Source organism: Kitasatospora sp. NPDC047058 (assembly GCF_040643935.1).
Lineage (GTDB): Bacteria > Actinomycetota > Actinomycetes > Streptomycetales > Streptomycetaceae > Kitasatospora.
In genome coordinates, this window is record NZ_JBEYVJ010000092.1 from 1 (window position 1) to 26,180 (window position 26,180).

The window sequence follows — 26,180 nt, forward strand, 5'->3', positions numbered from 1 at the left end:
GCCGTCCGGCAGATCCTGATCCGATGGAGTCCCACCACGTCCTCCGACCGTCCCACCTCCGAGGTCAAGGCGTACCAGCGGCACCTGCGTGAGGTCGCGCACCAGGCCGAGACTCTCGCCGCGAAGCTGCCCACCACCCGTACCGCCGCTGCCGCCGGCGTCCCCGACGCCCGCGACGTCGCCGCCCACCTGCGCGCGATGCAGGAACTGCAGACCACCACCCTGTCGGCAGCCGACTTCTCCGACCAGTTCCCGGCACACCCCACCACCATGACAGCCGCCCGGCTCACCGCCCTTTCCCTGGCCCGCGCCCATGCCGGAGCCACCGAGGCCACACGGCACCTGTCGTACCTGCTCCAGCACGCCGTGAGTGCCGACGTCTGGGCCCTTCCCGACGCCCAACCGGTCAACGCCGCCGCCGTCTACAGCGCCACCGCCACCGAACTGCGCCGGACTGCAGGGCAGTTGCGCATCGACGCCGACCACCTTGCCTCCGCCGGCGTCTCCGCCGTCCCCGCCCGTCCCCGCCGCTCCGCCGCCCTCACCGTGACCCAGCGGATCCGCCGCGTCCTGCCCGGCCGCCGGACCGACCCTCTCCCGATCGCCGCGCTGCCCCGCAGCAGCGCCCCCGCTCCCCGCCGCTGACCCCAAGGACCCACCCTGACCACCACCATCTCACCCGACCGCCAGGCCCAGTGGCTGCTCGGTACTGCCGCTGACCTGCATCGATTCAGCGAAGAGCTGTTCAGCATCTACTGCCACCGCGATCCGCTGCCCGACCGCCTCGGCGCCGTCCTGGACTCCATGGCCGACGTGCAGAAGACGCTGCTGGCCAACGCGATCGACGAGTACGACACCACGGCCGCCGACTCCACCAGGCCCGAGGACATCGCCTGGCGGCGGGGCACCCTCGCCTACGCCTACGCCGGCCTGCTGACCGCGAAGGCAATCCTGCGCGCCCAACCCGCCCTGGTCGCCGTCACCCTCAAGCGGCTCAGCCCCGAGTCCGACCGGTGGCCGCACCGCACCGCCTACTTCAAGTCCCTGGCCGCCTCCCGCGGCGTCCTCGAAGAGGCGGTCTGGAAGCTCAAGGAGGTCGCGGCGGACTTGACCGGCCCCGAGCCGGACTTCCTCACCCTGACCGGCGATGCCGCGATCGTGCTCACCCGCTCCGCCTCCCTGTACCAGCGCCCGGCCAAGCCCGTCACCGCGAAGAACGCCGCCGGCCCCGGCGCAACAGTGCAGGTGTCACCGCCCGCCGTGGCCGCCGCGACCGCCCGCAGCGGGGCCCGCCGATGAGGGCGCCGGGCGGCGGGTGGCCGCGTATCGGAAGCATGTGCTCCGGCTACGGCGGGCTGGACCTGGGTGTCCAGGCCGTCCTCGGCGGAACCGTGGCGTGGCATGCCGAGATGAACCCCAACGCCGCCTCGATCCTCGCCCACCACTGGCCTAGAGACGCCAAATCACGGCGATATCACCGCAGTTGACTGGAGCCGAGTCGAGCCAATCGACGTTTTGACGGCAGGGTTCCCCTGTCAGGACCTGAGCGTGGCCGGCAAGCGCGCCGGGCTCGTCGAGGGCACCCGCTCCGGACTGTGGCTGACCATCGCCCGCGCGATCGACGTCCTCAATCCGAAGTTGGTGATCATTGAAAACGTCCGCGGAATCCTCAGCGCAGCCGCTGGGACGCCAGCCGATGGCGACGTGGAGTGCGGCTGGTGCGATCTGGGAGACGGCGGAGGTGAGCCTGCTCTGCGGGCACTCGGCGCGGTTCTCGGAGACCTGGCCGACCTCGGGATGGATGCGCGGTGGACGGTGCTACCCGCTGCCGCCGTCGGCGCCCCCCACCGCCGTGAGCGGCTGTTCCTCGTCGCCTGGCCTTCCGACGCCGAAGGCCCGCGATGCGAAGGGGCCGGATGCGAAGCGGGAGGATCTCGGGCATGCGGTCACCCTGCTGAAGACGCCGACCTCGAACTTGGGCTCGATTGGCGGGAGCCAGCACCCGGACAAGCGGCGCCAGGGCGGCCACGGGCCGAACCTGAGCGACGAGGTGGAGCACCTGCTCTTCCCGACGCCGAAGGCATCCGACGGAACACACGGAGGCCCGAACTCCCGTGGCAGCAAGGGGGATCTCACCCTGCCGTCAGCGGCAGCGCAGCTGCTGCCGACACCGAGGGCCTCGGACACGGGGACGCCCGGGCGCCGGGCGGGGGCGGGGTTCCGCCCGCCGCTGTCGGCGGTGGTGCTGCCGATCTGGGAGCAGGACAGCTCGGGCTGAACCGGTGGGGCCCGTACGGGCCGGCCATCGCCCGCTGGGAGCGAGTCACCCGCCCCGCCCCGGAGCCGACCGACGAGCGGGGGCGGCTCGCCCCCGCCTTCGTCGAGTGGATCATGGGCGTCGGCGAGGGCCACGTCACAGCCGTTCCGGGCCTGTCCCGCTCCGCCCAGCTGACCGCCCTGGGCAACGGTGTCGTCCCCCAACAGGCTAGCCGGGCAATGGAGTTGCTGGGAGTGGCCGACCTGCTCACCGCCGCCCGCTGCTGCGGTCGGCGGTGAGCAGGGGAGTGCTTATACACCAAGTCCGGCCCGATACGTCGGGCCGTCGAGCGCACATCCTCGTGTCATCACCCGCCGACGAGAGGCACCCGCCCCTTTGACCACCCCCGAGCCCGACCCGACGTCCCCGCCGGACGGCTACACCAACGCCCAGCTCGACGTGCTCACCGCGAAGCTGTCCGCTCTCGCGGCGGGATTCGACCTGCAGGCCGAGCAGCTGGCCAGCATGACTACCGCCCTCGACCCCGAGGACGACGGCGATCCGGATGCCGCTGGCGGCGCCGAGCCGCTGTTCATCCTCGCCTTCGACGACCCGCAGTACGACCTGGAACTGGAGCTGATGACCCCATGGGTAGACGAGATCTGGACCAAGATCTACGGGCCCGAGACCACCGCCGGCAAGCCCTGGTGCCCGAGGTGGAAGGAGCACCCGGAGGCGGTCGCCCGGCTGCACGCCGTCTGGCTCGCCTGGCAGGCCGCCCTCGACCCCGAGTCCGGTGCCGCCGGCCCCAGTTCGTGGCAGCGAGACCACCTGGAGCCCGCGCTGATGAAGCTCCGCTCCGCGGACGGCCCGTTCGCCGCCTGCACCAGCAGCGGTGGCCACATCAGCCACCGCGTGCTGCCGCACCCCGCGCTCACCGACACCACCCCTGCCGCCCACCCCCTGGCCTGACCGAAAGAGCCGAGACCCTTGCCCGACTTCAACCTGACCGGATGGCGTCCCGCCGACGCCGCCTCCGCCGAGGCCCAGGTGGAACTCCTCGCCGCCGAGGACGCGTACGAGCTGCTGACCGAGGTCAACCACGACCACGACGGCACCAGCGACGACTTCCTCCTCTTCGAGGACGTCGCCGGCTACACCGAAGGAAGCCTGCCCGCAGTCGCCGCCCACCTCCACTACGGCGAGGACGGCACGTCCTTCAGCCTCGTCACCGAGCGCATGCCGACCTTCGCCCTGGCTGCGTCCTGGCTCGCCCAGCGCGGCGCCGAGACCGACGCCTTCCTCGACCGGGCAGGCCACCCCGGTGCCCCGGCCGACGCCCGCAGCGCCTCCGCCGCCGCCCGCCTGCTGGAGTCCGGTTCCCGCTACCGGCTGGTGGAGCACGGCGCCGAGCCCGGCGAGACCTGGGCCATGCTGCGCGATGGCAGCGCCGCCGGAGCCGACCGGCCGTTCCTGCTGCACCTGGAAACCGTCGACCCGGACCGCGGCTACACCCTGCGCGAGGGCTCCTTCGGCTCACCGCAGGAGGCCCAACAGTGGCTGGAGAACCGGCGCACCCCCCTTCCGCCGGTCGCCGACGGGGACGTCACCGTCGTGGTCAGCCCGCAGGCCAACGCCGCCCGCACCCGCACTGGCACCGGCCAGCACCGGCCGGTCGCCGCAGAGCCCGCACCCGCCCTCGCCACGCCGGCGGCGACACCTCGCAGGGCTGTCCGGTGACCACGCCCACCCGGCCGCTGGCTGGGTTCAGCGCCCACCCCGAGGCTCTGGACGACCTGCTGTCCGTGCCGCAGCACGTGCGGATGCTGGCCCTGGGCTACCTCGGACGGCTGGTGCGCGCCGAGGTCCGCGGCCCCCTCCTCGAAGAGCAGGGCGAGCGCGACCTGCGCGGCGCCAGGAAGCTCTACCTGGACGACGCGCTGGACTACCGGCTCGTCTACGTGGAACGCCGCGCACCCCACAACCCGCGGCACCTGCTGGGCATCCACCTGGTCGCCGTCGGCGAGCGTCGGGAGGTCGCGGTCTACGAGACCGCGGCCCGCCGGCTGCGGCAGGCCGCCGTCCAGGAGGCGAGGCGCTCCGGGATGCCGGCCCGCTTCCAGGCAGCCCTCGCCTCCTCCACCCGGACCTCCCCGGCCCAGTTGGCCGCCTCCGCGCCCGCCCCGGCCGGGGTGTCCCCGGCCGTCGCCCTCTCCCCGCCCGCCCGCCCGCGCTGACGTCGCCCGCCTGCCCAACCGCACGCCTGAAACAGGAGATCAACCAGTGTCGACCGCCACCGCCACCGCCACCACGCCCGTCACGTCGCAGCCCTCCGTCGGCTCCGTCCAGGGGGCCGCCGAAGTCCTCTCCATCCGGTGGGCCACCCGCATCCTCCACGCGCTGCGGCAGGGCACGGCGAGCAGTAGCGGCCTCCTGGCGGCCGACCCGGCCATCCCGGTGAGCAGCGCGTACTCGGTCGTCCGCGTGCTCACCGGGGCCGGCGTCATCACGCGGATCCCGACCGGTGCGGCCCGGTTCGACCTCACGCTGTCCGCGAAGGGCAAGGCGCTGGCGCCCGTGCACGCCGCGGCGCTCTCCTGGGCCCAGCGCTACCCCCGTTCGGGCGTCGAGGGCGAGCAGGCGCCCGAGATGATCGAGGAGGCGCTGGGTCTGCTGGCCAGCTCGCACACCGTCCCACTGCTCAGCGACCTGGCCGGCCGTGAACCGCAGGTCTACCCGCAGCTGGTCACCTCCCTGGACGCCCGCGACAAGGCCGCGGCGTACCAGCGGCTGCTCACCCTGGAGGAGCGCGGCCTCGTCTCCCGCAGCGGCACCCGCCGCGCCTACCGGTGGAGCGCCACCGAGGCGGGGCTGGCGATCGGCCGGGTGTACGGCGCCCTGGCGACCTGGGCCTGCGCCGTCCCGGCCCAGAGCACCCCGGGCAGGCCCGGCACCGTGCTGGCCGCCGCCGGCACCAAAGCCGTCGTCGTGCACAGCCCGGCCCAGGGCGAGCTGTTCTCCTCGCCGCAGCGCGCCGAGCGGCCGGTGAGCGCCCGTGCCACAGCCGCCGCCGACCTGCGCAGCATCACCCTCCACCTGACCTTCTCCCACGCCCCTGCGCCGCAGCCGCCCGCTCCGCTGCTCGCCACCGCCTCCGGCCACCGCCGCTGACGAGCCCCCGGCCGCTTCTGCCTGTTCCGCACCACCCGAGGTCCATGATCAAGCCTTCCCCGTCCTCCCTCCCTCCGAGCAGCACACCCGTCCCCGCCGACGGCGAAGCCGCCCAGGCCCCCCACGTCCTCCTCGGCGACGGCGCGGCTCGGGGTGCCGGCAGCCCAGCGCCGATGCCTGCCGCAGGCGTCAGCCGGTCCGGCGGGCGGTCCATCCTGCGCACCCCGCACGTCGCGCCGCTGCTGGCGGGCACCCTGGTGGGCCGTCTGCCGGCGGCGATGGCTCCGATCGCCGTCCTCCTGGCCGCATGGGCCGATCACGCCCCCACCGCCCTCGGCGCCGTCCTGGCCGCGTTGTACGCGCTGGCCGGGGCGGTGGGCCAGCCGTTGCTCGGCCGGGTGGTCGACCGCTCCGCGCTGGCCGCCGTCGCCCTGCCCGCCGCTGCGGTCTCGGGCGGAGCGTTCACCGCGCTGGCCGTCGTGGACTGCACCGCCCAGCCGATCACCGCGGCCGTGCTGGCGGTCGTGGCAGGTCTGAGCACGCCTCCGCTTGAGTCAGGCTTGAGGGCGATGTGGAGCCGGCTGGTCGACCCGAGCCGCCACCACAAGGTCTTCGCCCTCGACTCCGCCTCCCAGGAGGTGGTGTTCGTCGCCGGACCTCTGCTGGCCACGGCGGTGTGCCTGCTCGCCTCGCCCGCCTGGGCGCTGATCGCGTGCGCGGTGGCCGGCTTCGCGGGCACCCTGGCCGTTGCCGCACGGGCTCCGGCCCGTGTCCGGTCCGCGGCACGCGCGGTGCACTGGCTCGGTCCGCTGCGCTCGACCGGCCTGCTGGTCCTGCTCGCGGCGTCGGTCTTCTTCGGAGTGACGCTCGGCTCGTTCACCGTTATGGCGCTGTCCTACGCGGAGCGGCACCACCAGGGGTGGCTCGCCGGCGTGCTGCCGGCCGCGCTGTCGCTGGGCAGCCTCGTCGGCGGCGCGGCGTGGGCCCGGCTCAAACGCCCGTGGCCACCCGGCCGGGCTCTGCCCGTGATCGGCGGCGCGTACGCCGCCGCCTTCGCCGTCCTGCTGCTGCCCGCACCGCCGTGGCTGATGATCACGGCGAGCGTCCTGCCGGGGCTGTTCCTCGCCCCGTGGCTGGCCTGTGCCTTCCTGGCCTGCGACCACCTGGCTCCGCGCGGCACCGCGACCGAGGCCGCCGCCTGGCTGATCGCGGCGATCGGCCTCGGCCAGGCAGTCGGCACTGCGGTCGCCGGCCAGCTCTCCGCCGCCGGCCACACCGCCACGGCCTTCGTCCCGCTGCTCGGCGCCGCAGCTGCGGCAGCCGTCCTCGCCTTCGGCCGTACCCGCCTTCGCATCCCCAACTGACCTTTGGAGTTCCCCTACTTGAGCACCATGAACGCCCGCCGTGCCTCGCTGATCGCCGTTGTCTGGGACTGGAACGGCACCCTTCGAAATGACGTGGCCGACCACCTCGCGGCACTCAACGCGACGCTGCCCGCGCTCGGCCACCGCCCGATCACCCTGGACACCTACCGGGCGGTCCACCGGATGCCCATCCGGGGGATGTACGACGAACTGCTGGGCCGCACCCTCAGCGACGAGGAGTGGCTGGCCACCGACGCCGACTTCCTCACCGAGCTGGGCCGCCGCCCGGTCCGGCTGCAGGACGGCGCCCACCACCTGATGCTGCGCTTGGGGGCCCGCGGCATCCGGCAGAGCCTGCTCTCCCTGACACCGCATCAGCGCCTGGTCGAGGAGGTGGAGCAGGCGGGCATCGCCGGGCTGCTGGCGCGCCACGACGGACGCCACGGCCCGGCGGTGCGCACCAAGGCCCCCGCTCTGGCCGCCCACCTCGCCGCGCTCGGCAACACCGTCGCCCCGTCCCGCACCATCGTGATCGGCGACAGCGTGGACGACGCCGTCGCCGCCCGCTCGGTCGGCGCGGTGCCGGTCCTGTTCACCGGCGGCCTGCACGGCGCCGCCCGCCTCGCCGCCGACGGTGCCCCGCTCGCGGACACCCTGGAGGACGCCGTCACCGCCGGCCTCGCGGTCATCACCGGGCAGCAGCTGGCCACAGCGTGAGCGCCGACAGCGGACGCACGATCGCCGCCTGGAGGCCGCGGGTGCCCGGCAACACCGACCTGGGCAGCCGACTCGTGTGGTCCGAGCTGCAGGCCGAGCAACCCGAGGACCTGCCCGGGCACCGCACGGCCACCCTCCACGGCGCGGTCGCCGACCTGATCGTCTCCACCGCCAACAGGCTCGACGGCGTTCAGATCCGGGTGGTCGCTCTCGCCGCCTCCCTGCGGGACGACCTCCAGCGCATCGCGGCCGGCCACGACGCCGACCTGCCCGTCACCACCGGCGTCCTGCGCGGCAGCGCTGTCGACCTCGACCTCCTGGTTGCCCGCCGCAGCGAGCTGCACCGCTCGCTGACCGCGCTGATCGACGTCTATAAGGAGCTGCCCACCTTCGTCCCGCCACCGACCACGGCCCCGGTGCCGACGGCGAAGAGGGCACCAGCGGCCGGCCGGCTGCCGCCGCGGCAGGAGGAGGCGTTGCGGCTGGTCGGCTCGTCCACCGTCACCATCTTCAAGGGCGTGCGCGGGTCGGTCAGGGTCGTGGCCGGCGGGGCCGACGTCAAGGTCGCCACCGTCGACGCCCTGATCGGCAAGGGCCTGGTTGACCACTACGAGCGCAAGGACCTGTTCCGGGGCCACGATCTGACCCTCACCCCCGAGGGACAGACCAGGTACGAGGCCCTCACCGCGAAGCCGCCCGCCGCCCGCTCGGCCGCCGCCCTTGCCCGGCCGACCGGTCTGCCCGCAGCGCCGGAGGCACCCGCAGCGGTTGCCGTCGCCGTGTCACCGCCGACGGGCCGGTCCCGGCGCTGACCGCCGCCCCCACCTCAGCGGGCCCGCCGAGCCCGGTCCTTCGACCACACTCAGGAGACCCCTCATCGGAAGCTGGGACACCGGTCCGTTCCACAACGACGCCGCCAACGACGCCGCCGAGCGCTTCGACAGCCTCTTCCCCAGCGAGCTGCCGCCGTGGCTCCACCGCCTCTTCGACGTCGCGGTCGCCATGCCGCAGGGCCCGCTCGACCCCGACATGGCGCAGGAGGTCATCGCCGCCGCGGCTGTCATCGCCTCGCAGTGCCCGGGCGGAGGCGACGTCAACCTCAACAGCGGCCCGCGCGAGCCGGTCCCGACTCTGCCGACCGACCTCCGGCCGAAGGCGGTCGCCGCCCTCGACCGCGTCCTCGCCCACGCCGACGCCGAGGTGGACCGCTGGTTCGACCGTGCGCGAGGCGAGCGCTGGCTCAGCGGGGTGGAACAGATCCGCCTCGTCCTCCAAGAGGAGCCGTCGGCAAGCCCGGCCCCTGCTGCGGAGCCCCGGCGGCAGCGGCAGGTGTTCGCCGGCCAAAAGCTCCTCCAGGACCGGTTCGGCGTCGAGAACACCTGGGACCTGCCCGAGCGCCACTCCAAGGAGTCGCTGACGCACATTCTCGCCGAGATGCTGGAGCACCAGGCGTACGAGGTGGACACGCTCGACCGGGAGCTGCGCGCGACGGCCTCCCGGGCGGGCGAGACGCTGGCGCAAATCGCCGAAGGCAAGCACACGGCGGTCCAGACCAACGGCGTCCTGCGCTTCACCGGCGTCGAACTGGAGACCGTCGGAGCCCGTTTCGCCCTCGCCAGCCGCGACCTCCAGGACCTAGCCGCCCGGTACCAGCACGCCGCCGCCAACGGAACGGACCCGGCCGTTGCCCCGCGGTCGGCGGCTGCCCGGACCCGGACCACGCCCAGCACCGCTGCCGAGGCCGGGCCTACGCCGGCAGCAATCGCACCACCCGCCGCCTCCCACCGCCCGCACCGCCCGTAAGGACCCCCGCCCCGCCCACCGCCGGGTACCTTCCCGGCCTGCGGCATTGATCACAAGGACTGACTCATCACCACCACTCTCAGCACGGCCGGCTTCGACGTCGATGCCCTCGACCCCGCCACCGCCCAGGACGAGTCGGCGCACGAACGGCTCTCGCTCGACCTCAACATGCTCACCCTGCTGGCCGTCCAGAACGCCGAGAACCCGCACACCGAACTGCTGACGGACAGCTACTTCCTGGTCCACGACGGCACCATGACCTGGGACATCCCCGGATCCGCGCAGTACGCCGCCGTCCACGTCCAACGCGACCTCGGCGCGGGCAGCTACCGCTTCGACTACAGCCGCCACGCCATCGCCGCGCTCGCCCAGAACTGGCTCGCCGCCCGCGGCGCGGACCCGGCCCTCACCGTCCCCGCCGTCGAAGGCCAGCCGGAGGGCGACGCGGAGACCCGGGAGCTGGAGGAGTTCCTGGCCCGCTCCGGGGCCCGCTTCGAGGTCGTCGACGACTACACGTACGACCAGCCGGACTTCTACAAGACCTGGATCATCGCCCGGGACACCGCTCCCGAGCCCGGCCGGCTGCCCGTCCGCGTTCTCCTTGAGGAGGTCGACCTGGAGGCCGGCTGCTACACCCTGCGCCAAGGCGGCTTCGCCAGGGTCGACGACGCGCGGGCCTGGGTCGACCGGCTGGGCGAGCCAGGCAATTCGCTGCCGCCGCTGACCGCAGCCCCCAGCGCCCGCGCCGCCGGCGCCGGGGCCCACGGCTCGGCCGCGGTCACGCTCTCGGCCCCGAGCCCTGCCCCAGCACCCGTAACGGCCGAGGGCCGCCCCGCCGGGCCGAAGCACCGCTGACGCCCTCTCACTCCCTGGAAGGACCGCGCATCTCCTCGACCGACAGCACCCAGTCGCCGGCCGCCATCGGGCCGCAGCGGCGACCACGCACGACGGAGCGCCGCTCCGTGCAGATCACGGTACGGTTCACTCCGGCTGCCATCGCCGCCATCGGCGAGCGCGCCGCCGCCGAGCGCCTCACGATCGCCGGGTTCGTCGGCACCGCCGCCCTGGCCGCCGCTCAGTGCGGCGATCCGCTCCACCGCCCCGACCGCGACCCGCGTCGCCCGCTCGCCGAAGCCCTCGACCGCGTGGCGGGCGAGCTGAACACCGCCGTCGCCACCGTCCGCAGCTCAGGCGACGGGCCGGGGCGGGAGGCCGCGCTCGCGGTCCTGCCGAACCTCGCCGAGCGGACGTACACCGTCCTGGACGCCGTGCTGGAGGCGTCGTGATCCCCGACGTCTCCCGGGGCAACGGCATCCGACCACTGCTGGCCTACCTCTACGGCCCCGGCCGGCGCGAGGAGCACGAGGACCCGCACCTCGTCGCCGCATGGGACCTGCACGGCGCCCCCGACCCGGGCCGTGACCCGGACGCGACCATCAGCCGCCTGGCCGCACGGCTCGACCAATACGCCCAGCTGCGCGCCGCCGAGCTGGGGACGATGCCGCCGAACAGGGTGTGGCACTGCGCGGTGCGGACCGCCCCCGAGGACCCGGTCCTGGACGACGCCCAGTGGGCCGAGGTCGCCCGGCGCATCGTGCGGGCCACCGGCATCGCGCCCGAGAACGAACCGGCATGCCGGTGGGTGGCCGTTCGGCACGCCGTCCACCACATCCACCTGGCCGCTGTCACCGTACGGCCCGACGGCTCCCGGCCCCTGACACACCGCGACGCGATGCGCGCCCAGGCCGAGTGCCGGGCTATCGAGACCGAGTGGGCGCTTCGGCCCGTCGGCACCGGACCTCGCGTCACCACCAGCTACCCCACCAGCGCCGAGATCATCAAGGCGGAACGGCACGGCTGGAGCGAGCCCTCCCGCGTCTGGCTCCAGCAGCAGATGCGCCAGGCGCTGTCCGAGGCGAACGACCTCGACAGCTACTTCGCCGCGCTGGCCGAGCGCGGGGTCATCGTCCACGTCCGGCGCGACGAGGACAACGCCGCCGTCGGCTACAGCCTGGCCCGCCCCGGTGACGTCGGCGCCGGAGGGGCGATCGTCCGCTTCGCCGCCGGGCGCCTGGACTCCGCGATGACCCTGCCCCGCATCCTGCACCACCTGTCCACGAAGAAGCCCGCCGAAGGAATCCGATCATGACCAGCACCAGCACCCAGAACCAGCCCAGCCCCCTGGCGGACTTCGCGCACGCCCTGGCCGCGCGACTGCCGGACCGGTGGCAGGCCACCGCGCTGGACCTGCGCAACGACGCCGACCTTCGCCACTACTTCCACGACCGCGTATGGGACCACCGCAGCGCCCAGGACCTCGGACTGGACCGCGACACCATGGCGGATGCGGCCGTGCTGGACGGCCCCGACGGACGCCGGCTCCTGGTCCTGCCCGCCGCCGAGGCCGGCCGGTTCCTGATCTGCCCCCTCACCGCCTTCGACGTGCTCGTTTACAACAGCGCCTCCCAGCTCGGCTCCGCCGTCATTCCCGCCGACCCGGCCACGGCCGCCAGCGAACTCGCCGAGTCGATGCTGCCCCTGTACGAGAGCGAACTGCGGACCCGGCTCGAGCGTGCCCTCGGCGTCCTGGACCCCACCGCGGCGACCCTCGCCGCCTTCTGGGCCACCGAGACCGAACACTCCGACGACCCCGACCTGGCCCAAGAGCTGTACGACATGAGGGCGGTGCGCTGGCTGTCCCACCCCGAGGACACCGACCTGCTGCGCTGCGCCACCGAGGAAGTCCTCTACGCTCTGGGGCTGCTGCTGGGCCACCGCGGGCCGCTGTCCGAAGCCCTGGTCGGCGTCACCGCCCACGTCCGGATGTACTGCGAGGTGCACGACAGCTGCGAGACGCTGATCGAGGCCGAGGTGATCGGCCGGATTCTCGCCACCGCCGGTCTGGCCGACACCGGCAGCGGCATATTCGATCCCGCGATCCAGGCGAAGATCGCGGCGATCGACGCGCTCCCGATCGAGCAGCAGCGGGCCCTGGTGCGCTCCACTGCCGCGGCATACACCCGGCGCACCAACGCCGACTGACCCTGGGGCGGCCCGGCACGAGGACAGCATCCGCGTGCACCCCTTCCGGCGGCACCCCGCGCCCAAGCGGCCCGGCTCCGCGTCGCACCGGTCCAGCCCGCACACGCACAAGCCCCGGCCGCTCCGCCGACCGAACCCAGCATCCGGCACCCCCGCAGCCGCTGACCGTCCTCACCCCACCCCCGCCCCGGAGTCCGCCCTTGCCAGACGCCTACCTGCCGCACCACGACCCCGACGTCGAGACCCTGGTCCGCCCCCGCTACCTCGCCGGCCCCGGCGACCGGGAGTCCATCGACACCGCCTTCGCCCCCCTGCGCGGGTCAGGATGGCGAGTCACAGACCTCGGCCGGTACCTCACGGAGGTGATAGCCACCAGCCCGTGCCACCGCATCCGCGTCGGGTACCGTCCCGACCAGGAGCAGGCGTGGCAGGTCACCGCGGCCCTGGACCCGTTCACCATCCCCGCCTGGCGCGGCGGATTCAGCCGGGCCACCCCACCGGAGATCATCGAGGCGTTCCTCGGCCAGCTGGCCGACTCCCTCCACTTCGACGTGGTCAACGCCAGCACGGGCACCTTCGTGTCGTTCGAGGGTACCCTCGCAGACGCCAAGGAGGCTCTCTCCGAGGCGGGTTGGCCGACGTCCAGCACCGACGGTCACTGGCTGACCAGGTCGGGAGACGGCGAGGTCGAGTACGACGTCTCCCCGCTTCTCGACCCGGCCGTCGAGCTGGCCGCCGACGTGCAGCGCGGCTTCACCTGGCGCGTCGCCTCGGGCGACCCGGACGTGGGTTGGAGCGCCGGATTCAGCTCGTGCACGCCGCTGCACCTGATCGCCGCCGTGAACGGCGCCGTCACCCACAGCGGCCCTGTCGTCCGCGCCAGCGACAACCTGCCGCAGTGGGTGGTCGCCCGAGCTCTCGCCGAGCAGGCCGAGGTCGACCGGCGCGCAGCCGAAGCCCGTACGGCGCTGCCGACCGCAGCCGAACTCCTCGCCGATGGCGCCGGCTTGGACGCGGCGGTCGCCGTCAGCCCGCTGTACCTGGCCGGGCCCGGCCCCGCCGAGCGGGCGGTGGCAGCCCTGACCAGCAAGGCGGGCTGGAGGTCCGTGGCCATCCGCGGCGGCCGGATGTGGGAGAGCGACTGCCAGAGCGTGCGCGTCGCGCACCTTCCCGAGCGGGCCCGGGACGCCTGGCAGCTCACCGCGCTGGCCGGCCCGCTGGGTATGCCCGCGTGGAAGGCCACCTTCAGCTCCAGGACGCCGGCCGAGGTCCTCGGCGAAGTGACCCGACTCGTCGCCGAGACCGTGACTGGCGACGCCTGGCCGGCCGACCTCGCCGAGTACGTCTCGCCCTTCGGACTGGACCGACACGGTTGGACGAGCCGCACCGTCAGCGTATGGACCGCCTTCAGCGCCCCGGACCCGAGGATCGTGCTCCAGCACAACTCGGCTGAGTTCGCGCACTACGAGGAGCTGGAGGGCCAGGCCCCTCCTACCTGGACGCTCGCCGCGGGTATCGACGACCGGTTCAGCGCCTGGTCGGCGGACTTCACCAGCCGAACCCCGCCGGAGCTGATCACGGCGGCGGCCCTGACAGCCGCCGACCCGGCCCCGGTGCTGCGGGCCCGCCGCTCACTGCCCGAGATGCACCTGCCGTACCTTCAGGTCGTCTCGGCGGGCACCGGCCGCTCCAGCGCCGCCCGTTCGGGCACCGCACCAGCCTCCCGTACTCCGCTGGCAGATCCGGCCGGACCCTCGCTGACCACCGCCGTGGACCGTGGGCGGCGGCGGTGAGGGACGGCCGTGCCCTGGAGGCGTTCACCGGAGCGGTGGCCGGCCGACTTCCGGGTACCTGGCGGACGGCGCTGGCGGACGTGAGCACGTCGGCGGCGCGTACCGAGGTGTACGAGCGGCTCTGGGACCTCGGGATCACCCAGTGGGCCCTGCTGGAGTTCGTCAACGACCGTCTCGGGATGCTGCGTGACGGCCAGGACCGGGAGTTGGCCGTGGTCCCTCGCCCCTTCCGCAGGGGCCGCTACCTGATCGCGCCGCTGGTCCCGGCCGGAACGGACCCCGGGTCGGTGCAGGACCTGACGCCGTTCGGCCTGTCCGTCAGCGCGTCACCGGCCCGGGCGGCCGAGGCGGTCCGCCGCCGGCTCCTGCCCCGTCTCGACTATGCGCTGCTGCTGGCCGAGGACCGCGGGTCTTACCCCGGACCGCCCGCCGACGACGGGCCCCGCCGGGCCCGCGCGGCCACCGCCCGCACCCTGCCCACCGGCGCCGCACCAGTCGTCGTCTACTCCGCCGGGCTCCTGCGCCCGGCCACCCCGCTTTCGGGCCGAGGCCGAGTCCCGGCCCCCTGACCGAACGAGATTTGTGCCCACTGCTGTTTCCCCTGCTTCCACCAGCCCGCTCCTGTCCGTACGACCGGCCCACCTCGCCGGGCCCGGCGACGCCGACCTGCCGTACCACCTCACCGACCACGGCTGGTTCCGCCCCTACAACTCGCCCACCCATGTCGTCCTCGTGAGCGGCACCAACGGCATCGCCCTGTCCAACCGGCCAGGTCCGGTGCCGCTGGCCCTGAGCGGGATCGGCTGGGAGGTCGGCTTCTGCCACCAGGTGCCGGCCGAGGTCACCCAGTCCCTGCTCGACGAAGCCGCCACCGCTCTCCACCAGCACCCGCACCTCTTCACCGGCACCGGCCCCCTCGCCGGCCACCACGCGCGCACGGCCCTGCTCGCGGCCGGCTGGTCCGGACACCAGCGGGACGGCTACGAGCTGGTCTCCGCACCCGACCGGCACGCCGCCCTCTCCTTCCCGCTGGAGGCCCCGGGCAGCGAGGTGATGCTGACCGGTGCCGCCCAGACGGGTACCTGGACGGTGCGGTTCAGCGCAACCGCCCCCGAGCCGCTGCTGACCGCCGCCACCCTCGCCCTCCTGGCACCGGCCGTCCGCCGGGCGGACCAGCTGCCGGCCCGGCACCGGAACCTGCTGACCACCCAGCCCCGCTCCGAACAGCTGCAGCACACCGGGCGCTCCGGTGCCGCCCGCGCCCGCAGCGCAGGTGCCCGGACGGCACCCGCCACGCCGCAGTCCGCCGGCCCGGCGCGCACCGTCAGTGCCGCACCGGCCACGCGGCACCGCCTGTCCTGACCTCGCCCCCTGTGCTTCTGGAGACCGCCCCTGCCCGCCGAACCCCGCCCCGACGACCTGGTCGCCGTCCGCCCGCTGGAACTGGCCGGCCCCGGCACCGCACCGTTCGACCTCCTGCACCTCCTCACCTCCGAGTACCGGTGGCGTATCGCCGCCGACGGTGAGAACCCGCAGTTGGAGAGCCCGTGCCGCCGGCTTCGCCTGCAGCACGGCACCTTCCTGTCCGGCAACCTCCAGCTGGACGACAACTGGATGCTCACGGCCCGCGAGGCAGAGGGCTCCGAGTGGCTGTGGTGGGCGTGCTTCAGTCCCCAGACACCCCACGAACTCACCTACGGTTTCGTCCTGGAGGCCGCGCAGCGCCTGGGGACCGACCCAGGCAGCGTCCTGACCCGGCGCGCCGTCGCGGACGACGCGGCCGACCTTCTCGCCGCTGCCGGCTGGCTGGAGAGGGAGCACCCCCTGCCCGGGGTCCGCATGATCACTCCGGCCGGCAACACCGGCGCCGCGCACACCTCCCAGCTCCCCGAGCGGGACCTGTCGTTCAACATGTTCAACACGAGCTCCGAGCTGCACTGGTCGATCTCCATGTCCCCCCGGACACCGGAGGTGCTCCTGCGGGCCGCGGCGACGGCCCTGGTGGAGGACTCGGCAGTACGCCGCCGCAGCGAGATACCCGCCCACCATGCCGAGCGGGTATCGACCGCGCCGGCGCACTCGGCCCTCCCGCCGCGCTGGACGGGTCTGCTGGCCGACCTCGACGGAGGGGAGGCTCGCGCGGCCGGCCCGGAAGAGGACACTGCCGAACAGCCCGGCCCGTCAGCGGCGTTGGTCGCAGTCACCCCGCGCCACTACGCGGGGCCCAGCGTCGATGCCGTCGAGCACCTTCGGCACCGCCTTGAGGCCGAGGGCTGGATCCGTGGTGAAGGCGTCCTGACCAGCGCGTGCGGCCGGTTGGGCGTCGCCTGGCCGACCGAATCGGACAAGCCACGCGGCTGGGGACGCGAGCGGACGTACGAGCCCTGGCGGGTCTGGGGTACCCAGCACCGCGGCGCGGGCGTCGCCTGGCGGGTCACCGGCTGGCGCCTGGTACCCCAGGAGGTGATCGACGGTCTGATCGGCGAGGCGACGGTCATGCTGGAGGAGGCCGACAAGGCCGGCCGGGCACCGTTCGACGCGGGTGTCCTGGGCTTGGGCTTCCTGCCGCTGGCCGCCGCGGGCTGGAGCAGCGAGGTCACGCCCAAGGGCGCCGCCACCTTCCGCTCGCCCGACGAACTCCTCAGCGCCCGCTGCGGGCCGCCGGACGCCCTGTACGAACTGCGCGGGCGGCCGGCCGCACGCATCTCCTGTCACCGGCCGCTCGGCTTCTGGGAGGTCGAGATCAGCGCGAACGCCCCCTCCCGCCTCGCCGCCGCGCTGTGCCGGACCGTCGCCGACCCCTCGCCCCTGATCCGCAACAGCGACCACCTACGCCTCGACGCGACTGACCGGGAGGTCGCCGTCGTCACCCCGGTCACCGCGCAGTCCCTCACCGCCTCCACCCGCCGCCGAGTCGCGGCCGTCACCCGCTCGCTTCCCGTTCTCGCCGCTGCGGGCACCGCTGAGCCGGCGGCCCGCCCGGGCTCCGGCCCCCGACTTCCAAGCCCCCTGCGGCGGTGAGACCTCCGGCCCGCACCGCCGAGTTCCCCGCTGGCCCTCCAAACCCTCCAAGGCCCGACCCGAACACTACGGAGAACCGCTGACCTCGCACCCTCTCGACTCCGTCGCCAACGTCAAGGCCAGCGCCGCGACACTGCACGAACTCGCCGACCACCTCACCACCGTTGACACCGATCAGCTCGACCAGCTCCTGGACCACCTCCTGCAGGAGGGCGGCCTGCTCCACGCCGCCGAGCGCCTTCTCGCCCACGCCCGTAAGGCGGTCGACCCCGACCTCGACGAAACTCACCCAGACCCGGACTCCGTGCCCGCCTACAAGCTCATGCACGCCCTGGCCCTGATCGACGAGGACCTGAACGACCGCCGCATGGAGGCGCTTGGAACCCTGCCGGCGGCACGCGCCCTCGACACCCCCGCGCCCTTGCCCGTCCAGGCGGCGGCAGAACCCACCGCCCAGCCGTTCGTGACGATCCTGCGCACCAGCCCTGGCGAGATCACCGCCAGCGGCTACAACGCCGGCGCCCTGCGGATCCTGCTCACGGCCGGCTTCGAGGAGGTCAGCCTCCGCTCGCACAGCTCTTGGCTGCGCCTGCCCAGCAACGGCAACCTGGACGGACCGGACGAGCGGGCCTGTTCAGCCGCCAGCGAGCTGCTCGCCGCCGGCCACCCCGTGCGCCTGGACCGAACACTCGGCCAGCCGGTGGGCGCCGACGGCAAGGCCCTGCCGGGCACCCCCTCCCCAGTCGGCGAGATGACCTCCCGCGCCGAAGCCGCCCGCACCGCACCGGCCCAGTCGGGGGCTGCGGGCCGGGGCCCGGGCGAACCGGCCCAGGCCAGCCCCGCAAGCGGACCGACCCCGCCGCCACGGTCCCGGTGACCCTCCCGGCCCGCTCCCCGCCGACAACTGGCCCCGCCCGCTCAAGTGCCCGGCGGTCGGACCGATTCGAACCCACCACCCGCCCCGCCGTGCCCCTACTCCCGGAGACCTCCTTGCCCACCGACGCCGAGATCGACCCGCTGGTCGCAGTCCGCCCGCTGGAACTCGCGGGCACCGGGACTCCGCCCGGCGACCTGGGCGACCACCTCATCACCGCGTACGGGTGGGAGCACGACCCGGACAGCACTGCCGAGGAACCCCTGCTGGTCAGCCCTTGCCGCCGCATGGCGCTGGAGCGCGGCGACTTCCCCCTCGGCCGCCGCAACCTCCACAACTACTGGAAGCTCTCCGCCCACGACAGCGGGGAGCAGGACGCCACGGAGCTCTGGTGTGCCTGGTTCAGCCCCACGACGCCCTACGAACTCACCCATGGCCTTGTCCTGGACGCAGCCGGCCGACTCGACAGCGACCCGGCCACCGTCCTTGCCGACCGCCGGGCCGGTGACGACATCGAGCGGATCCTCTCCGGCGCCGGGTGGACGATCAAGCGGGGCCCCTGGCGGACGTTCATCCACTCGCCCGGCGCCGCCACCCTCCTGGTGCCCTCCCACCCGGAGCGCACACTCGCCTTCAGCCTGGGCAACACCAGCTCCGAGCTGGCGTGGGAGGTCATCGCCTCGCCGTGGACTCCCGAGGCGTTCCTGCGCACGGCCGCGGTGACGCTGGCCTCGGACGCGGCCCTGCGCCGCCGCAGCGTGATCCCCGCCCACCACCTGGCCCGCGTCACGATCGAACCCGCCGCCGTCGCCACCCTGCCGCGATGGCGCCCCCAGCTGGCACCCCCGACCGACCTGGAGAACCCGCTGCCGACCACCCCCGACCGAACCGCCGTCGAACCGGCTCTCAGCCCCGTACCCGCACCCGAGCTGGTCACCGTAACCCCCCGCCACTACGCCGGCCCCGGCCGCGGCGGTGCCGAACAGATCAAGGACCATCTCGCCTCCCAGGGCTGGACGTTGGGCACGAACTCGATGACCAGCCCGTGCGGCAGGCTCGGCGTCGCCTGGCCCGACGGCACCGACACCCCGACGCGGCAGAGCGCCGCCTGGCGGGTCTGGGGTGCCCAGCACCGGGGAGCGAGCGTCGCCTGGCGCATCACCAGCGGCGACCTGGCCCCGCCCGAGCTGATCGCCGGCGTCGTCGACGAGGCGCTCGCCATGCTGGACGAAGCCGGACCGGACACCCGAGCACCCTTCCAGGCCGGAGTCCTGGCCCTCGGTCTCCTGCCCCTGGCCGAGGCGGGGTGGCAGAGCACCGTCGATCCCCGCGGCTCCGTCTCCTTCCGCTCGCCCGACGGCTACGTCAACGCCCACTGCGACGTCCCGAGTGCCCTCCACGACCTGCGTGGCAAGCCCGCCGCCCGGATCAGCTGCTACCGGGCCCGCGGGTACTGGCTGGCGGAGATCAGCGCGAACACCCCCTCCCGCCTCGCCGCCGCACTCTGCCGCGACCTCGCCTCCCCGGAGCCCCTGCTGCGCAGCACCACCGGCCTCCACCTTGACGCGACCGACCGGAAGGTCGCCGTCGTCACCCCGGTGAGTGCCGAGGCCCTCACTGCTGCGTCCCAACGGCGCAGTGCGGCCCTCGCCCACGGCACTCAACTGCCCCGCGCGAGTGCGGAGCCCGGCACCGCCGCCACCACAAGCACCGTCGTCAGCGCCCCCGCCCGCAGCCAGCGGCACTGAACTCATCACGTAGAGACGACCATGACCGACTCCCCGCACCCCGCACTCCTGGACAGCCGCCGCCTGCTGAACGCCGCCTACGAGGGCCTGGGCAGCGCCCCGGTCGCCGACCTGCTGGTCGCCGCGAGCCGGACGCTGGAGCCGTCCAGGGGCTGCTTGGCCCTCGCCGACGCCGGCTTCCGCCTCGCCCAGCAGGTGTACCCGCAGCCGCAGAACCCGCTCGACCCCGCCGTGCTGACCGCCTTGGCCAACGCCGACACCCTCAAGGGCACCGCACGGCTGGCCTGCTTCTGGCGAGCCCTCGCCAAGACCGCCGGCCCCGACGAATTGGTCATCGAGCTACCGGAGTTGCCCACCCCCGCCCCCTGCCCGCAGCAGCAGGCAGTCGCCTGGCTGCACAACGGACACCTCTTCTCCCGCCTGGGAGCCGCGTCGTACACGGCCCTTGAGGTGGCCCTCATGGCCGCCATCGACAACGAGGCCACCCTGCCGCAGGCCCTCGCCAACCTGGGACCGACCGTCTGCGGCATCGTGCCCGAGGGCCCGAACCTGCCGACGGCGTGGTCCGCCACGATCGAGGCCACCGCCCGCCACGCCGTCGCCTCCGCGTACGGGCTGCCCCGCGAGGCCGGTCTGCTGGACGCACGCGTCCCCGAGATCCTGGCCGACGCCGCCCGGGCACCCCAGCGGATCCAGGCCGAGCTCCTGGAGGACGCCGCCGGCGCGTTCCGCTACGCGAGCGACGAGCTGTTCACCACCCCAGCGGAGAACCGCCGTGCGGACGCGGCTCGTACGCGCACCACGGCCGGGCACCCACGGGCTGCCCCGCCGCCGGCCTCGGCTGCACCGCGGACGCTGCCGCAGCAGCGCCGCACCCGCTGACCGCCGGGGCCGGCGCCCCGGAACACGACTGGCACCGGCCACCCAAGCCCTCCGAGCCTCGAACCGAACACCACGGAGAAGTCCTGACCTCGCATCCTCTCGACTCCGCCCAAGGGCCCTCGCCCGTCCACGAGGCGGGGGCGCCCGCAGAGAGCACAGCCCAGCAGTTCGTGCCGATCCGGCGCACCGCCACCGGCGAGATCACCACCACCGGCTACAACGCCGCCGCGTTGCGGATCCTGATCGGGGCCGGCTTCGAGGAGGCTCCTGGCTGTTCCTGCCCAGCGACGGAACCCAGCGCGGACCGGACGCTCGGGCCTGCTCGGCAGCCAGCGAGCTGCCCGTCGACTGCCGCCCCGTGCAACCGGACCGAGCACTCGGCCGGCCGCTGAGCGTCGTCGGTACGCCCCTGCCGGGAACCCGTGCAGACCCGCGACAAGACCTCCCACGCCGAGGCCGCCCGCACCGCCCGGCCCAGCCGGGGGCCCGGGTTCCGGGCGAACTGGCCCGGACAGACCCCGTGAGCGGGCCGGCCTCGCCCTCACTGTCCCGGTGGTCGTCCCGCCCTTGATCCGCTCCGAGAGCGGCCCCGCCATCTCAGCACGTTGCCAATCCCGTCCGCCCGCGAACCCGTTGGAGGTTCCTCGCTTTGACCACGCCCGCACCGCCCGCCAAACCAGCACACGCCAGGCCCGGCGAGCTGAGGGCCAAGGTCGCCAAGTTGCTGGCCGACCGGCCGGCGGACCCGCTCACCATCGGGGAGATCTCCAAGGCGCTGGGTCACTCCCACGGTGCTGTCCAGCAAGCCGTCAACACCCTGGTTCAGCGCGGGGAGGCCGACCAGCTCGGCTCCGGAAGGCAGTTCCGCGCGAACGGGAAGACCGCCTTGGCTGCGGCGGTCGTGGTGATCAGCCCACCGGGCACCCATTCTCCCCGGGCCCAGGCGGCCACGGCCCGCACAGCCCCGCCCGCACCGAACAAGCCCAAGCAGGTCGGTCCGATCCGCCGCGCGGGCGGCCAGCTCTACCACCCCCGGGAGCTGGCCTCCCTGCCCGACGTCGAGGCGCTGGCGCGGCTGCGTGCCGCCGACGTGCCGGTACTGCTCTACGGTCCCCCTGGCACCGGCAAGACGTCCCTGGTGGAGGCCGCGTTCCCCGATCTGATCACCGTTGCGGGCGACGGCGACACCACGGTCGGCGACCTGATCGGCGATTACACGCTGGACGACGGCGGGGGCTACGTCTGGAAGGACGGTCCGCTGGTCACCGCGATGACCGAGGGCCGCGCCCTGCTGATCGACGACGCCACCCTGATCTCGCCCAAGGTTCTGTCGGCGATGTATCCGGCGATGGACGGGCGCCGCCAGATCCAGGTCAAGGCTCACCGGGGCGAGACCGTCACGGCCGAGCCCGGCTTCTTCGTGGTCGCGGGCCACAACCCGGGCGTCCACGGGGCGATCCTGACGGAGGCGCTGGCGTCGCGGTTCTCGGTGCAGATCCAGGTCGGGACGGATTATGACCTCGCCCAGGCGCTGCGGGTCGATGCCCGGGTGGTCCGGGTCGCCCGGCACCTCGCCGGTCAGGTCGAGCTCGGTGAGTTGGGCTGGGCCCCCCAGCTGCGGGAGTTGCTCAGCTTCCAGAAGACCGAGGCCGTCCTCGGCAGCCCGGCCGCGTGGGCGAACTTGATCGGGATCGCTCCTCTGGAGGACCGCGACGTCGTCGCCGCCACCGTCAGCAAGATCGCCGGTGTCAAGAACGTCAAGCCGCTCACCCTCGGCCGGCAGCTCCCCGCCGCCACAACCGCCCCGGCTGCTCAGCAGCCCACCGGACCCGCGAACCGGGGCCGCCGGCGATGAGTGCCCATCACCACGTCCAGTCCCCGGTCACCGCGCCCGACGACGCCGCCGATCTCGCGCGCTGGGACGACGACGGCGCCCCGCCCCCACAGCCCCGGTCCTCCCCGGCCGCGTGGCTGCGCGTGGGAGCCGAGCTGGGTGATCGGCTGGTCGCGCTGTCCGGCCGCCAGGATCTGCTCGTCACCTGCCGTCCCGGCACCCGCAGCGGCGCACCGGCCGCCTATTTCCCCGGCCTGGCGGAGGTCGAGTTCGATGCCACGCTGTTCGAGCCTCTCCAGCCCCACGAGGTCCATCCCCGGATCGTGGGCGACGAGGAGCGCTATCCCGCTGCATGGGGGGTTTTCGTCCATGAGGCGGCCCATGCGGCCCACTCCGTGTGGGTGGAGCCGACCGGCGCGGATCCCCGCGTCGTCGAGGCCGCGCTCCTACTGGAGGAGAGTCGTGTCGAAGGCGCTCACCTGACCAGGCGGCCCACGGACCGCACGTACCTGCGCACCAGTGCCCGGACACTGGTCATGCCCGACATCGCCAACCCCGCCTTCCAGGGCATCGGGCAGGCCGCCGGCGCGGCGGCTCTGATCCTCGGCCGCCGGGACGCCGGCATCCTGGACGCCGGCGAGACCAAGGCCGTCGCCGATCTGTGTGAAAAGGTGCTGGGCGCCGACCTGCTGGCCACTCTCACCGGCATCTGGACCGCGGCCCACCGGTGCGCCGACCACGACGCCGCCACCATGCTCGCGCACGCCCAGGACTGGTGCGACGCCCTGGACGCCGCTGCCCCCGCCCTGCCCGCCGCGCCGGAGGACCTCACCGAGCTGCTGTCCGGCGCCGTGGTGGTCGTCATGGACAACATGGCCGCCAACGACGCCGCAGACCTTGCGGCACAGACTGCTGCGGAGAGCGCCGTTGCCGCGCGATCCAAGGCCCAGGCCCAAGGCCGCGCCCAGCAGGCCGGCCAGCGACGCAAAGCCGCCGCCACCGCCCGGTCCGTCTTCAACCCGAGCGGCACCACCGTCAGCCCCAACGGCACACCAAGGCCCTCCGAGAGCCCGGTCACCGGCACCCGCAAGCCCACCGCCGCCGAACAGAGCGCCGCCGCGCGCCTGAGCCGGGCACTGCGAGCCGCAGCCTTTCGAGAGCGCAGTGAGGAGAGGGCCACCAGCCCAACCCCGCCCGGCCGCCTCAACGTCCGCCAGGCCCTCGCCCGCGACGCCCAGCGCGCGAGCGGGTCGGTGCCCACAGCAGAGCCGTTCACCGCCACCCGCCGCCGCAACTCACCCACCCCACCGCTGCGGGTGGGCATCGCGGTGGACGTCTCCGGCTCCATGAGGGCCGCCTGCGGGCCCGTCGCATCCGCTGCCTGGATCGTGGCCCGCGCGGCAGCCCTGACCGGCCCCGACTCCCGCACCGCCACCGTCGCGTACGACTACGACCTGACGGCGCTGACCCGCCCCACCCACCGGGCGCCGGATCGCGTGACCCAATTCGCCGCCAACGGCGCCAGCCACAACCTCGGCGATGCCCTGGACGCGCTGGACCACGGCCTCGACCTCAGCCGCCCCGGCACCGGCCGCCTGCTCGTGGTCGTGACTGACGCCCAGTACACCCCGGACGAAACCGCCGAGGCGGTCACCCGCATCAACCGCCTCACCACCGCTGGCTGCGCCGTACTCCAGCTCACCCTCACCACAAACTCCCTCCACCTGCCGGGGACCACCCTGCTCCACCTGCCCCGGCCCTCCAGTGCCCCTGCCGCCATCGCCCAGGCCGCCACCGACGCCATCCGCAAGACACGCTAAGACGCCGACGGGGGCGTTGGGCCTGGGCGGACCACCAGGTTCGTCGGCCTCCCGATCCGGACCGAGGCCGACCACCCCGCGGTCCCCTTCCCCAACCAGGCCGGCGACCCTCCGCCGCAGTACCCCCGCCGATACAACACGCCTGTTCCCGGACCGAGTTGGTCCGGGCACAGGCGTGTTCGCTTGTGGCAGACGAACCCTCGAACGGACTACGCAAATCGGGGCAGTCCAAGTCAACATGGACGACCCCGCAGCGCCTGCCCGAAGGAGGCCCCCTCTGTCCGTCGTGATCTCCGCCCCCGTCGTCCGCGGTCCCCGTCCCGGCAACGCCATCGCCCACCGCAGCTGGCCGCTGGGCGAGGGCAACCCCAACGCCATCAGCTCCTTCCTCTACGAGCACGGCTGGTCGTGGGTGATCGACGCCGAGGGCGGCCTGCACGCCGCGTCGCCGTGCACCCAGGTCTACGTCGGCTACCAGCCGGACAACCGGCACGTCGACACCTGGATCATCGCGCTCACCGGCACCGCCCGGCAGCCTGGCTGGCGGGCCACCTTCAACCGGCACGCTCCCGCCGAGCTGGTCATCGACCTCCTCGCCGCGCTGGTCAGCCGCTCCACCCCCCGCCCGTCCACCACGACGTCGTCGACCTCCTGAAAGGGCTCGTCATTCCCCGCACCCCCCGCCTGTCCGCCCGTCGCTGCCTCACCTTCGCCGAATACCTGATCAGCGCCGCCGCCGTGGGCCTCGGCCTCCACGCCCTGCTGGCCCAAGAGCAGACCGCCACCCGCGTCGGCCTGGTCCTGATGACTCTCCAGCTGATCGTCGCGCGGGTCCTGCTCGTACGTGTCCCCGCCGTTGCCGAGCCGTCCGGCCGGATTCCCCGGCAGCGCCCCCCACACCACTGACCGCCGCCTCCCCTCTCCCTCGCATGCCGCCGGCCCGGCCCGGCGGCCAGTCATCGACGCGCACCTCGCGCCGAGCACCGTGACCACGGAGGCCCGTTGGAACCCGAGACCCTCGATCTGCGCGGCGACCGCGTCGGCATCACCCGCGCGTTCGGCACCGCCTACGGCCCCACCAACAACACGGGCGAGCGCACCCGCTACCACGTGCTCGCCTACCTCGCCCCGTCCGACCGCTACCTGCTGGCCGTCGGCGGCATCGACGGAGCCCCCGGGCGGCCCCACCCCGGCGAAGGCCGCTGCGGCTGGAGCACCGCCGATCAGCTCGCCGAACTCGTCGTCGCCCACCTGGTACGCGCCGACGGCGGAGGCCGGACCATCTGCCACCACCACATCGTTGCCGGCGCACCGGACCGCCCGTGCCGGGCCTGCCGGATCCGCCCGCCCCGCACCGACTGCGACTTCTTCTCCCAGTCCCGCTACGCTCCACTTCCCCAGGAGGCTCCGTGACCACCAACCCGAACATCCCCCGCCGCGGCCTGCGCCGCGCCGCGATCATGCTGATCGTGCTCACCACCGCTTCGGGTGCCATCGCCGTCGCGGCGGGCCTGCTGCACCACAGCGTGTCGGCGACCGTCGGACTGACCGCGTGCGGGGCGTCAGCCCTCGCCCTCCACCGCGTGAGCAGATGGCTCGACGCCGACGCCGACCGCTCAGTGCTCACCGCCCTCGCCTCCGGCCCGGAGCCCCTCGACAAGCTCGCGGCCGGCCTCGGACTGCGAGTCGCCGTCGTGCGGCTCAGCCTCACCCGGCTGCTGGACTCCGGCCAGGTGCTCCAGGACGAGCACGGCTGCTTCCGCCTGCTCGCCCGGTAGGCGAGTGCCCTTCGGGGCAACGGCGACGGGGCGGCACCGCGATCTCTCGCGGTGCCGCCCCCGCGCCCGTCGCCCG

The 26,180-nt window shown here is 73.9% G+C and carries 29 protein-coding genes and 1 pseudogene; all 30 read left to right on the forward strand.

Annotated features, from left to right (window positions below; genetic code table 11):
* A partial coding sequence (locus tag ABZ885_RS16680) for a hypothetical protein (RefSeq protein ID WP_360188321.1) occupies nucleotides 1–645 on the forward strand: 645 nt, incomplete at its 5' end.
* A gap of 159 nt (nucleotides 646–804) precedes the next feature.
* Nucleotides 805–1,299, forward strand: a complete 495-nt coding sequence (locus ABZ885_RS16685; RefSeq protein ID WP_360188323.1) for a hypothetical protein — start codon at nucleotides 805–807, stop codon at nucleotides 1,297–1,299.
* A 216-nt stretch (nucleotides 1,300–1,515) separates the two neighbouring features.
* Nucleotides 1,516–1,827: pseudogene (locus ABZ885_RS16690) on the forward strand (DNA cytosine methyltransferase); the annotation flags it as partial.
* Nucleotides 1,742–2,278, forward strand: coding sequence for a hypothetical protein (locus ABZ885_RS16695; protein ID WP_360188324.1), 537 nt, complete (start codon nucleotides 1,742–1,744; stop codon nucleotides 2,276–2,278). The pseudogene ABZ885_RS16690 and the gene ABZ885_RS16695, both read left to right, overlap by 86 nt.
* Before the next feature lie 375 nt (nucleotides 2,279–2,653).
* Nucleotides 2,654–3,229 carry a DUF4913 domain-containing protein gene (locus ABZ885_RS16700; protein WP_360188326.1) on the forward strand — a complete coding sequence of 192 codons (576 nt, stop codon included), beginning with the start codon at nucleotides 2,654–2,656 and terminating at the stop codon, nucleotides 3,227–3,229.
* 18 nt (nucleotides 3,230–3,247) lie between these two features.
* Entirely contained in the window at nucleotides 3,248–3,997 is a 750-nt protein-coding gene (locus ABZ885_RS16705) for a hypothetical protein (RefSeq protein ID WP_360188328.1), read from the forward strand.
* Entirely contained in the window at nucleotides 3,994–4,494 is a 501-nt protein-coding gene (locus ABZ885_RS16710) for a hypothetical protein (RefSeq protein WP_360188329.1), read from the forward strand. Before ABZ885_RS16705 ends, ABZ885_RS16710 begins: the two co-directional genes overlap by 4 nt.
* Nucleotides 4,495–4,540: 46 nt before the next feature.
* Nucleotides 4,541–5,428 carry a winged helix-turn-helix transcriptional regulator gene (locus ABZ885_RS16715; protein ID WP_360188331.1) on the forward strand — a complete coding sequence of 296 codons (888 nt, stop codon included), beginning with the start codon at nucleotides 4,541–4,543 and terminating at the stop codon, nucleotides 5,426–5,428.
* Between the two features lie 173 nt (nucleotides 5,429–5,601).
* Nucleotides 5,602–6,792 carry an MFS transporter gene (locus ABZ885_RS16720; RefSeq protein ID WP_360188333.1) on the forward strand — a complete coding sequence of 397 codons (1,191 nt, stop codon included), beginning with the start codon at nucleotides 5,602–5,604 and terminating at the stop codon, nucleotides 6,790–6,792.
* 27 nt (nucleotides 6,793–6,819) lie between these two features.
* Entirely contained in the window at nucleotides 6,820–7,509 is a 690-nt protein-coding gene (locus ABZ885_RS16725) for an HAD family hydrolase (RefSeq protein WP_360188370.1), read from the forward strand.
* A 41-nt stretch (nucleotides 7,510–7,550) separates the two neighbouring features.
* On the forward strand, nucleotides 7,551–8,321 hold the full coding sequence (locus ABZ885_RS16730; protein WP_360188335.1) for a hypothetical protein: 771 nt from the start codon (nucleotides 7,551–7,553) through the stop codon (nucleotides 8,319–8,321).
* The gene (locus tag ABZ885_RS16735) at nucleotides 8,278–9,312 is read left to right on the forward strand and encodes a DUF4259 domain-containing protein (protein ID WP_360188337.1); all 1,035 of its coding nucleotides are present in this window, start codon (nucleotides 8,278–8,280) and stop codon (nucleotides 9,310–9,312) included. Before ABZ885_RS16730 ends, ABZ885_RS16735 begins: the two co-directional genes overlap by 44 nt.
* Before the next feature lie 168 nt (nucleotides 9,313–9,480).
* Nucleotides 9,481–10,167: a hypothetical protein gene (locus ABZ885_RS16740; protein WP_360188339.1), complete on the forward strand. Its 687-nt coding sequence runs from the start codon at nucleotides 9,481–9,483 to the stop codon at nucleotides 10,165–10,167.
* A gap of 107 nt (nucleotides 10,168–10,274) precedes the next feature.
* Nucleotides 10,275–10,598 (forward strand): hypothetical protein, encoded by a 324-nt coding sequence (locus ABZ885_RS16745; RefSeq protein ID WP_360188341.1) that lies wholly within the window; start codon nucleotides 10,275–10,277, stop codon nucleotides 10,596–10,598.
* A complete protein-coding gene (locus ABZ885_RS16750) occupies nucleotides 10,595–11,461 on the forward strand; it encodes a hypothetical protein (RefSeq protein ID WP_360188343.1) in 867 nt (288 codons plus the stop codon). Before ABZ885_RS16745 ends, ABZ885_RS16750 begins: the two co-directional genes overlap by 4 nt.
* Nucleotides 11,458–12,354: a hypothetical protein gene (locus tag ABZ885_RS16755; RefSeq protein WP_360188345.1), complete on the forward strand. Its 897-nt coding sequence runs from the start codon at nucleotides 11,458–11,460 to the stop codon at nucleotides 12,352–12,354. Before ABZ885_RS16750 ends, ABZ885_RS16755 begins: the two co-directional genes overlap by 4 nt.
* Nucleotides 12,355–12,554: 200 nt before the next feature.
* On the forward strand, nucleotides 12,555–14,147 hold the full coding sequence (locus ABZ885_RS16760; protein ID WP_360188347.1) for a DUF317 domain-containing protein: 1,593 nt from the start codon (nucleotides 12,555–12,557) through the stop codon (nucleotides 14,145–14,147).
* On the forward strand, nucleotides 14,144–14,716 hold the full coding sequence (locus ABZ885_RS16765) for a hypothetical protein (RefSeq protein WP_360188349.1): 573 nt from the start codon (nucleotides 14,144–14,146) through the stop codon (nucleotides 14,714–14,716). Before ABZ885_RS16760 ends, ABZ885_RS16765 begins: the two co-directional genes overlap by 4 nt.
* 13 nt (nucleotides 14,717–14,729) lie before the next feature.
* Nucleotides 14,730–15,509, forward strand: a complete 780-nt coding sequence (locus ABZ885_RS16770; protein WP_360188351.1) for a hypothetical protein — start codon at nucleotides 14,730–14,732, stop codon at nucleotides 15,507–15,509.
* Between the two features lie 174 nt (nucleotides 15,510–15,683).
* Entirely contained in the window at nucleotides 15,684–17,168 is a 1,485-nt protein-coding gene (locus ABZ885_RS16775) for a DUF317 domain-containing protein (protein WP_360188352.1), read from the forward strand.
* A 304-nt stretch (nucleotides 17,169–17,472) separates the two neighbouring features.
* Complete coding sequence (locus tag ABZ885_RS16780; protein ID WP_360188354.1) at nucleotides 17,473–18,045, forward strand: hypothetical protein; 573 nt, start codon at nucleotides 17,473–17,475, stop codon at nucleotides 18,043–18,045.
* A 113-nt stretch (nucleotides 18,046–18,158) separates the two neighbouring features.
* A complete protein-coding gene (locus ABZ885_RS16785; protein WP_360188356.1) occupies nucleotides 18,159–19,790 on the forward strand; it encodes a DUF317 domain-containing protein in 1,632 nt (543 codons plus the stop codon).
* A gap of 21 nt (nucleotides 19,791–19,811) precedes the next feature.
* Nucleotides 19,812–20,672: a hypothetical protein gene (locus ABZ885_RS16790; protein WP_360188358.1), complete on the forward strand. Its 861-nt coding sequence runs from the start codon at nucleotides 19,812–19,814 to the stop codon at nucleotides 20,670–20,672.
* 170 nt (nucleotides 20,673–20,842) lie between these two features.
* Nucleotides 20,843–21,064, forward strand: coding sequence for a hypothetical protein (locus ABZ885_RS16795; RefSeq protein ID WP_360188360.1), 222 nt, complete (start codon nucleotides 20,843–20,845; stop codon nucleotides 21,062–21,064).
* 308 nt (nucleotides 21,065–21,372) lie between these two features.
* Nucleotides 21,373–22,527 carry an AAA family ATPase gene (locus ABZ885_RS16800; protein ID WP_360188372.1) on the forward strand — a complete coding sequence of 385 codons (1,155 nt, stop codon included), beginning with the start codon at nucleotides 21,373–21,375 and terminating at the stop codon, nucleotides 22,525–22,527.
* Entirely contained in the window at nucleotides 22,524–24,326 is a 1,803-nt protein-coding gene (locus ABZ885_RS16805; protein ID WP_360188361.1) for a hypothetical protein, read from the forward strand. Before ABZ885_RS16800 ends, ABZ885_RS16805 begins: the two co-directional genes overlap by 4 nt.
* 286 nt (nucleotides 24,327–24,612) lie before the next feature.
* Entirely contained in the window at nucleotides 24,613–24,981 is a 369-nt protein-coding gene (locus tag ABZ885_RS16810; protein WP_360188363.1) for a DUF317 domain-containing protein, read from the forward strand.
* An 83-nt stretch (nucleotides 24,982–25,064) separates the two neighbouring features.
* Nucleotides 25,065–25,232 (forward strand): hypothetical protein, encoded by a 168-nt coding sequence (locus tag ABZ885_RS16815; RefSeq protein WP_360188364.1) that lies wholly within the window; start codon nucleotides 25,065–25,067, stop codon nucleotides 25,230–25,232.
* A gap of 96 nt (nucleotides 25,233–25,328) precedes the next feature.
* Nucleotides 25,329–25,739, forward strand: coding sequence for a hypothetical protein (locus tag ABZ885_RS16820; protein ID WP_360188366.1), 411 nt, complete (start codon nucleotides 25,329–25,331; stop codon nucleotides 25,737–25,739).
* A complete protein-coding gene (locus ABZ885_RS16825; protein ID WP_360188368.1) occupies nucleotides 25,736–26,104 on the forward strand; it encodes a hypothetical protein in 369 nt (122 codons plus the stop codon). Before ABZ885_RS16820 ends, ABZ885_RS16825 begins: the two co-directional genes overlap by 4 nt.
* The last annotated feature ends 76 nt before the right edge of the window (nucleotides 26,105–26,180 follow it).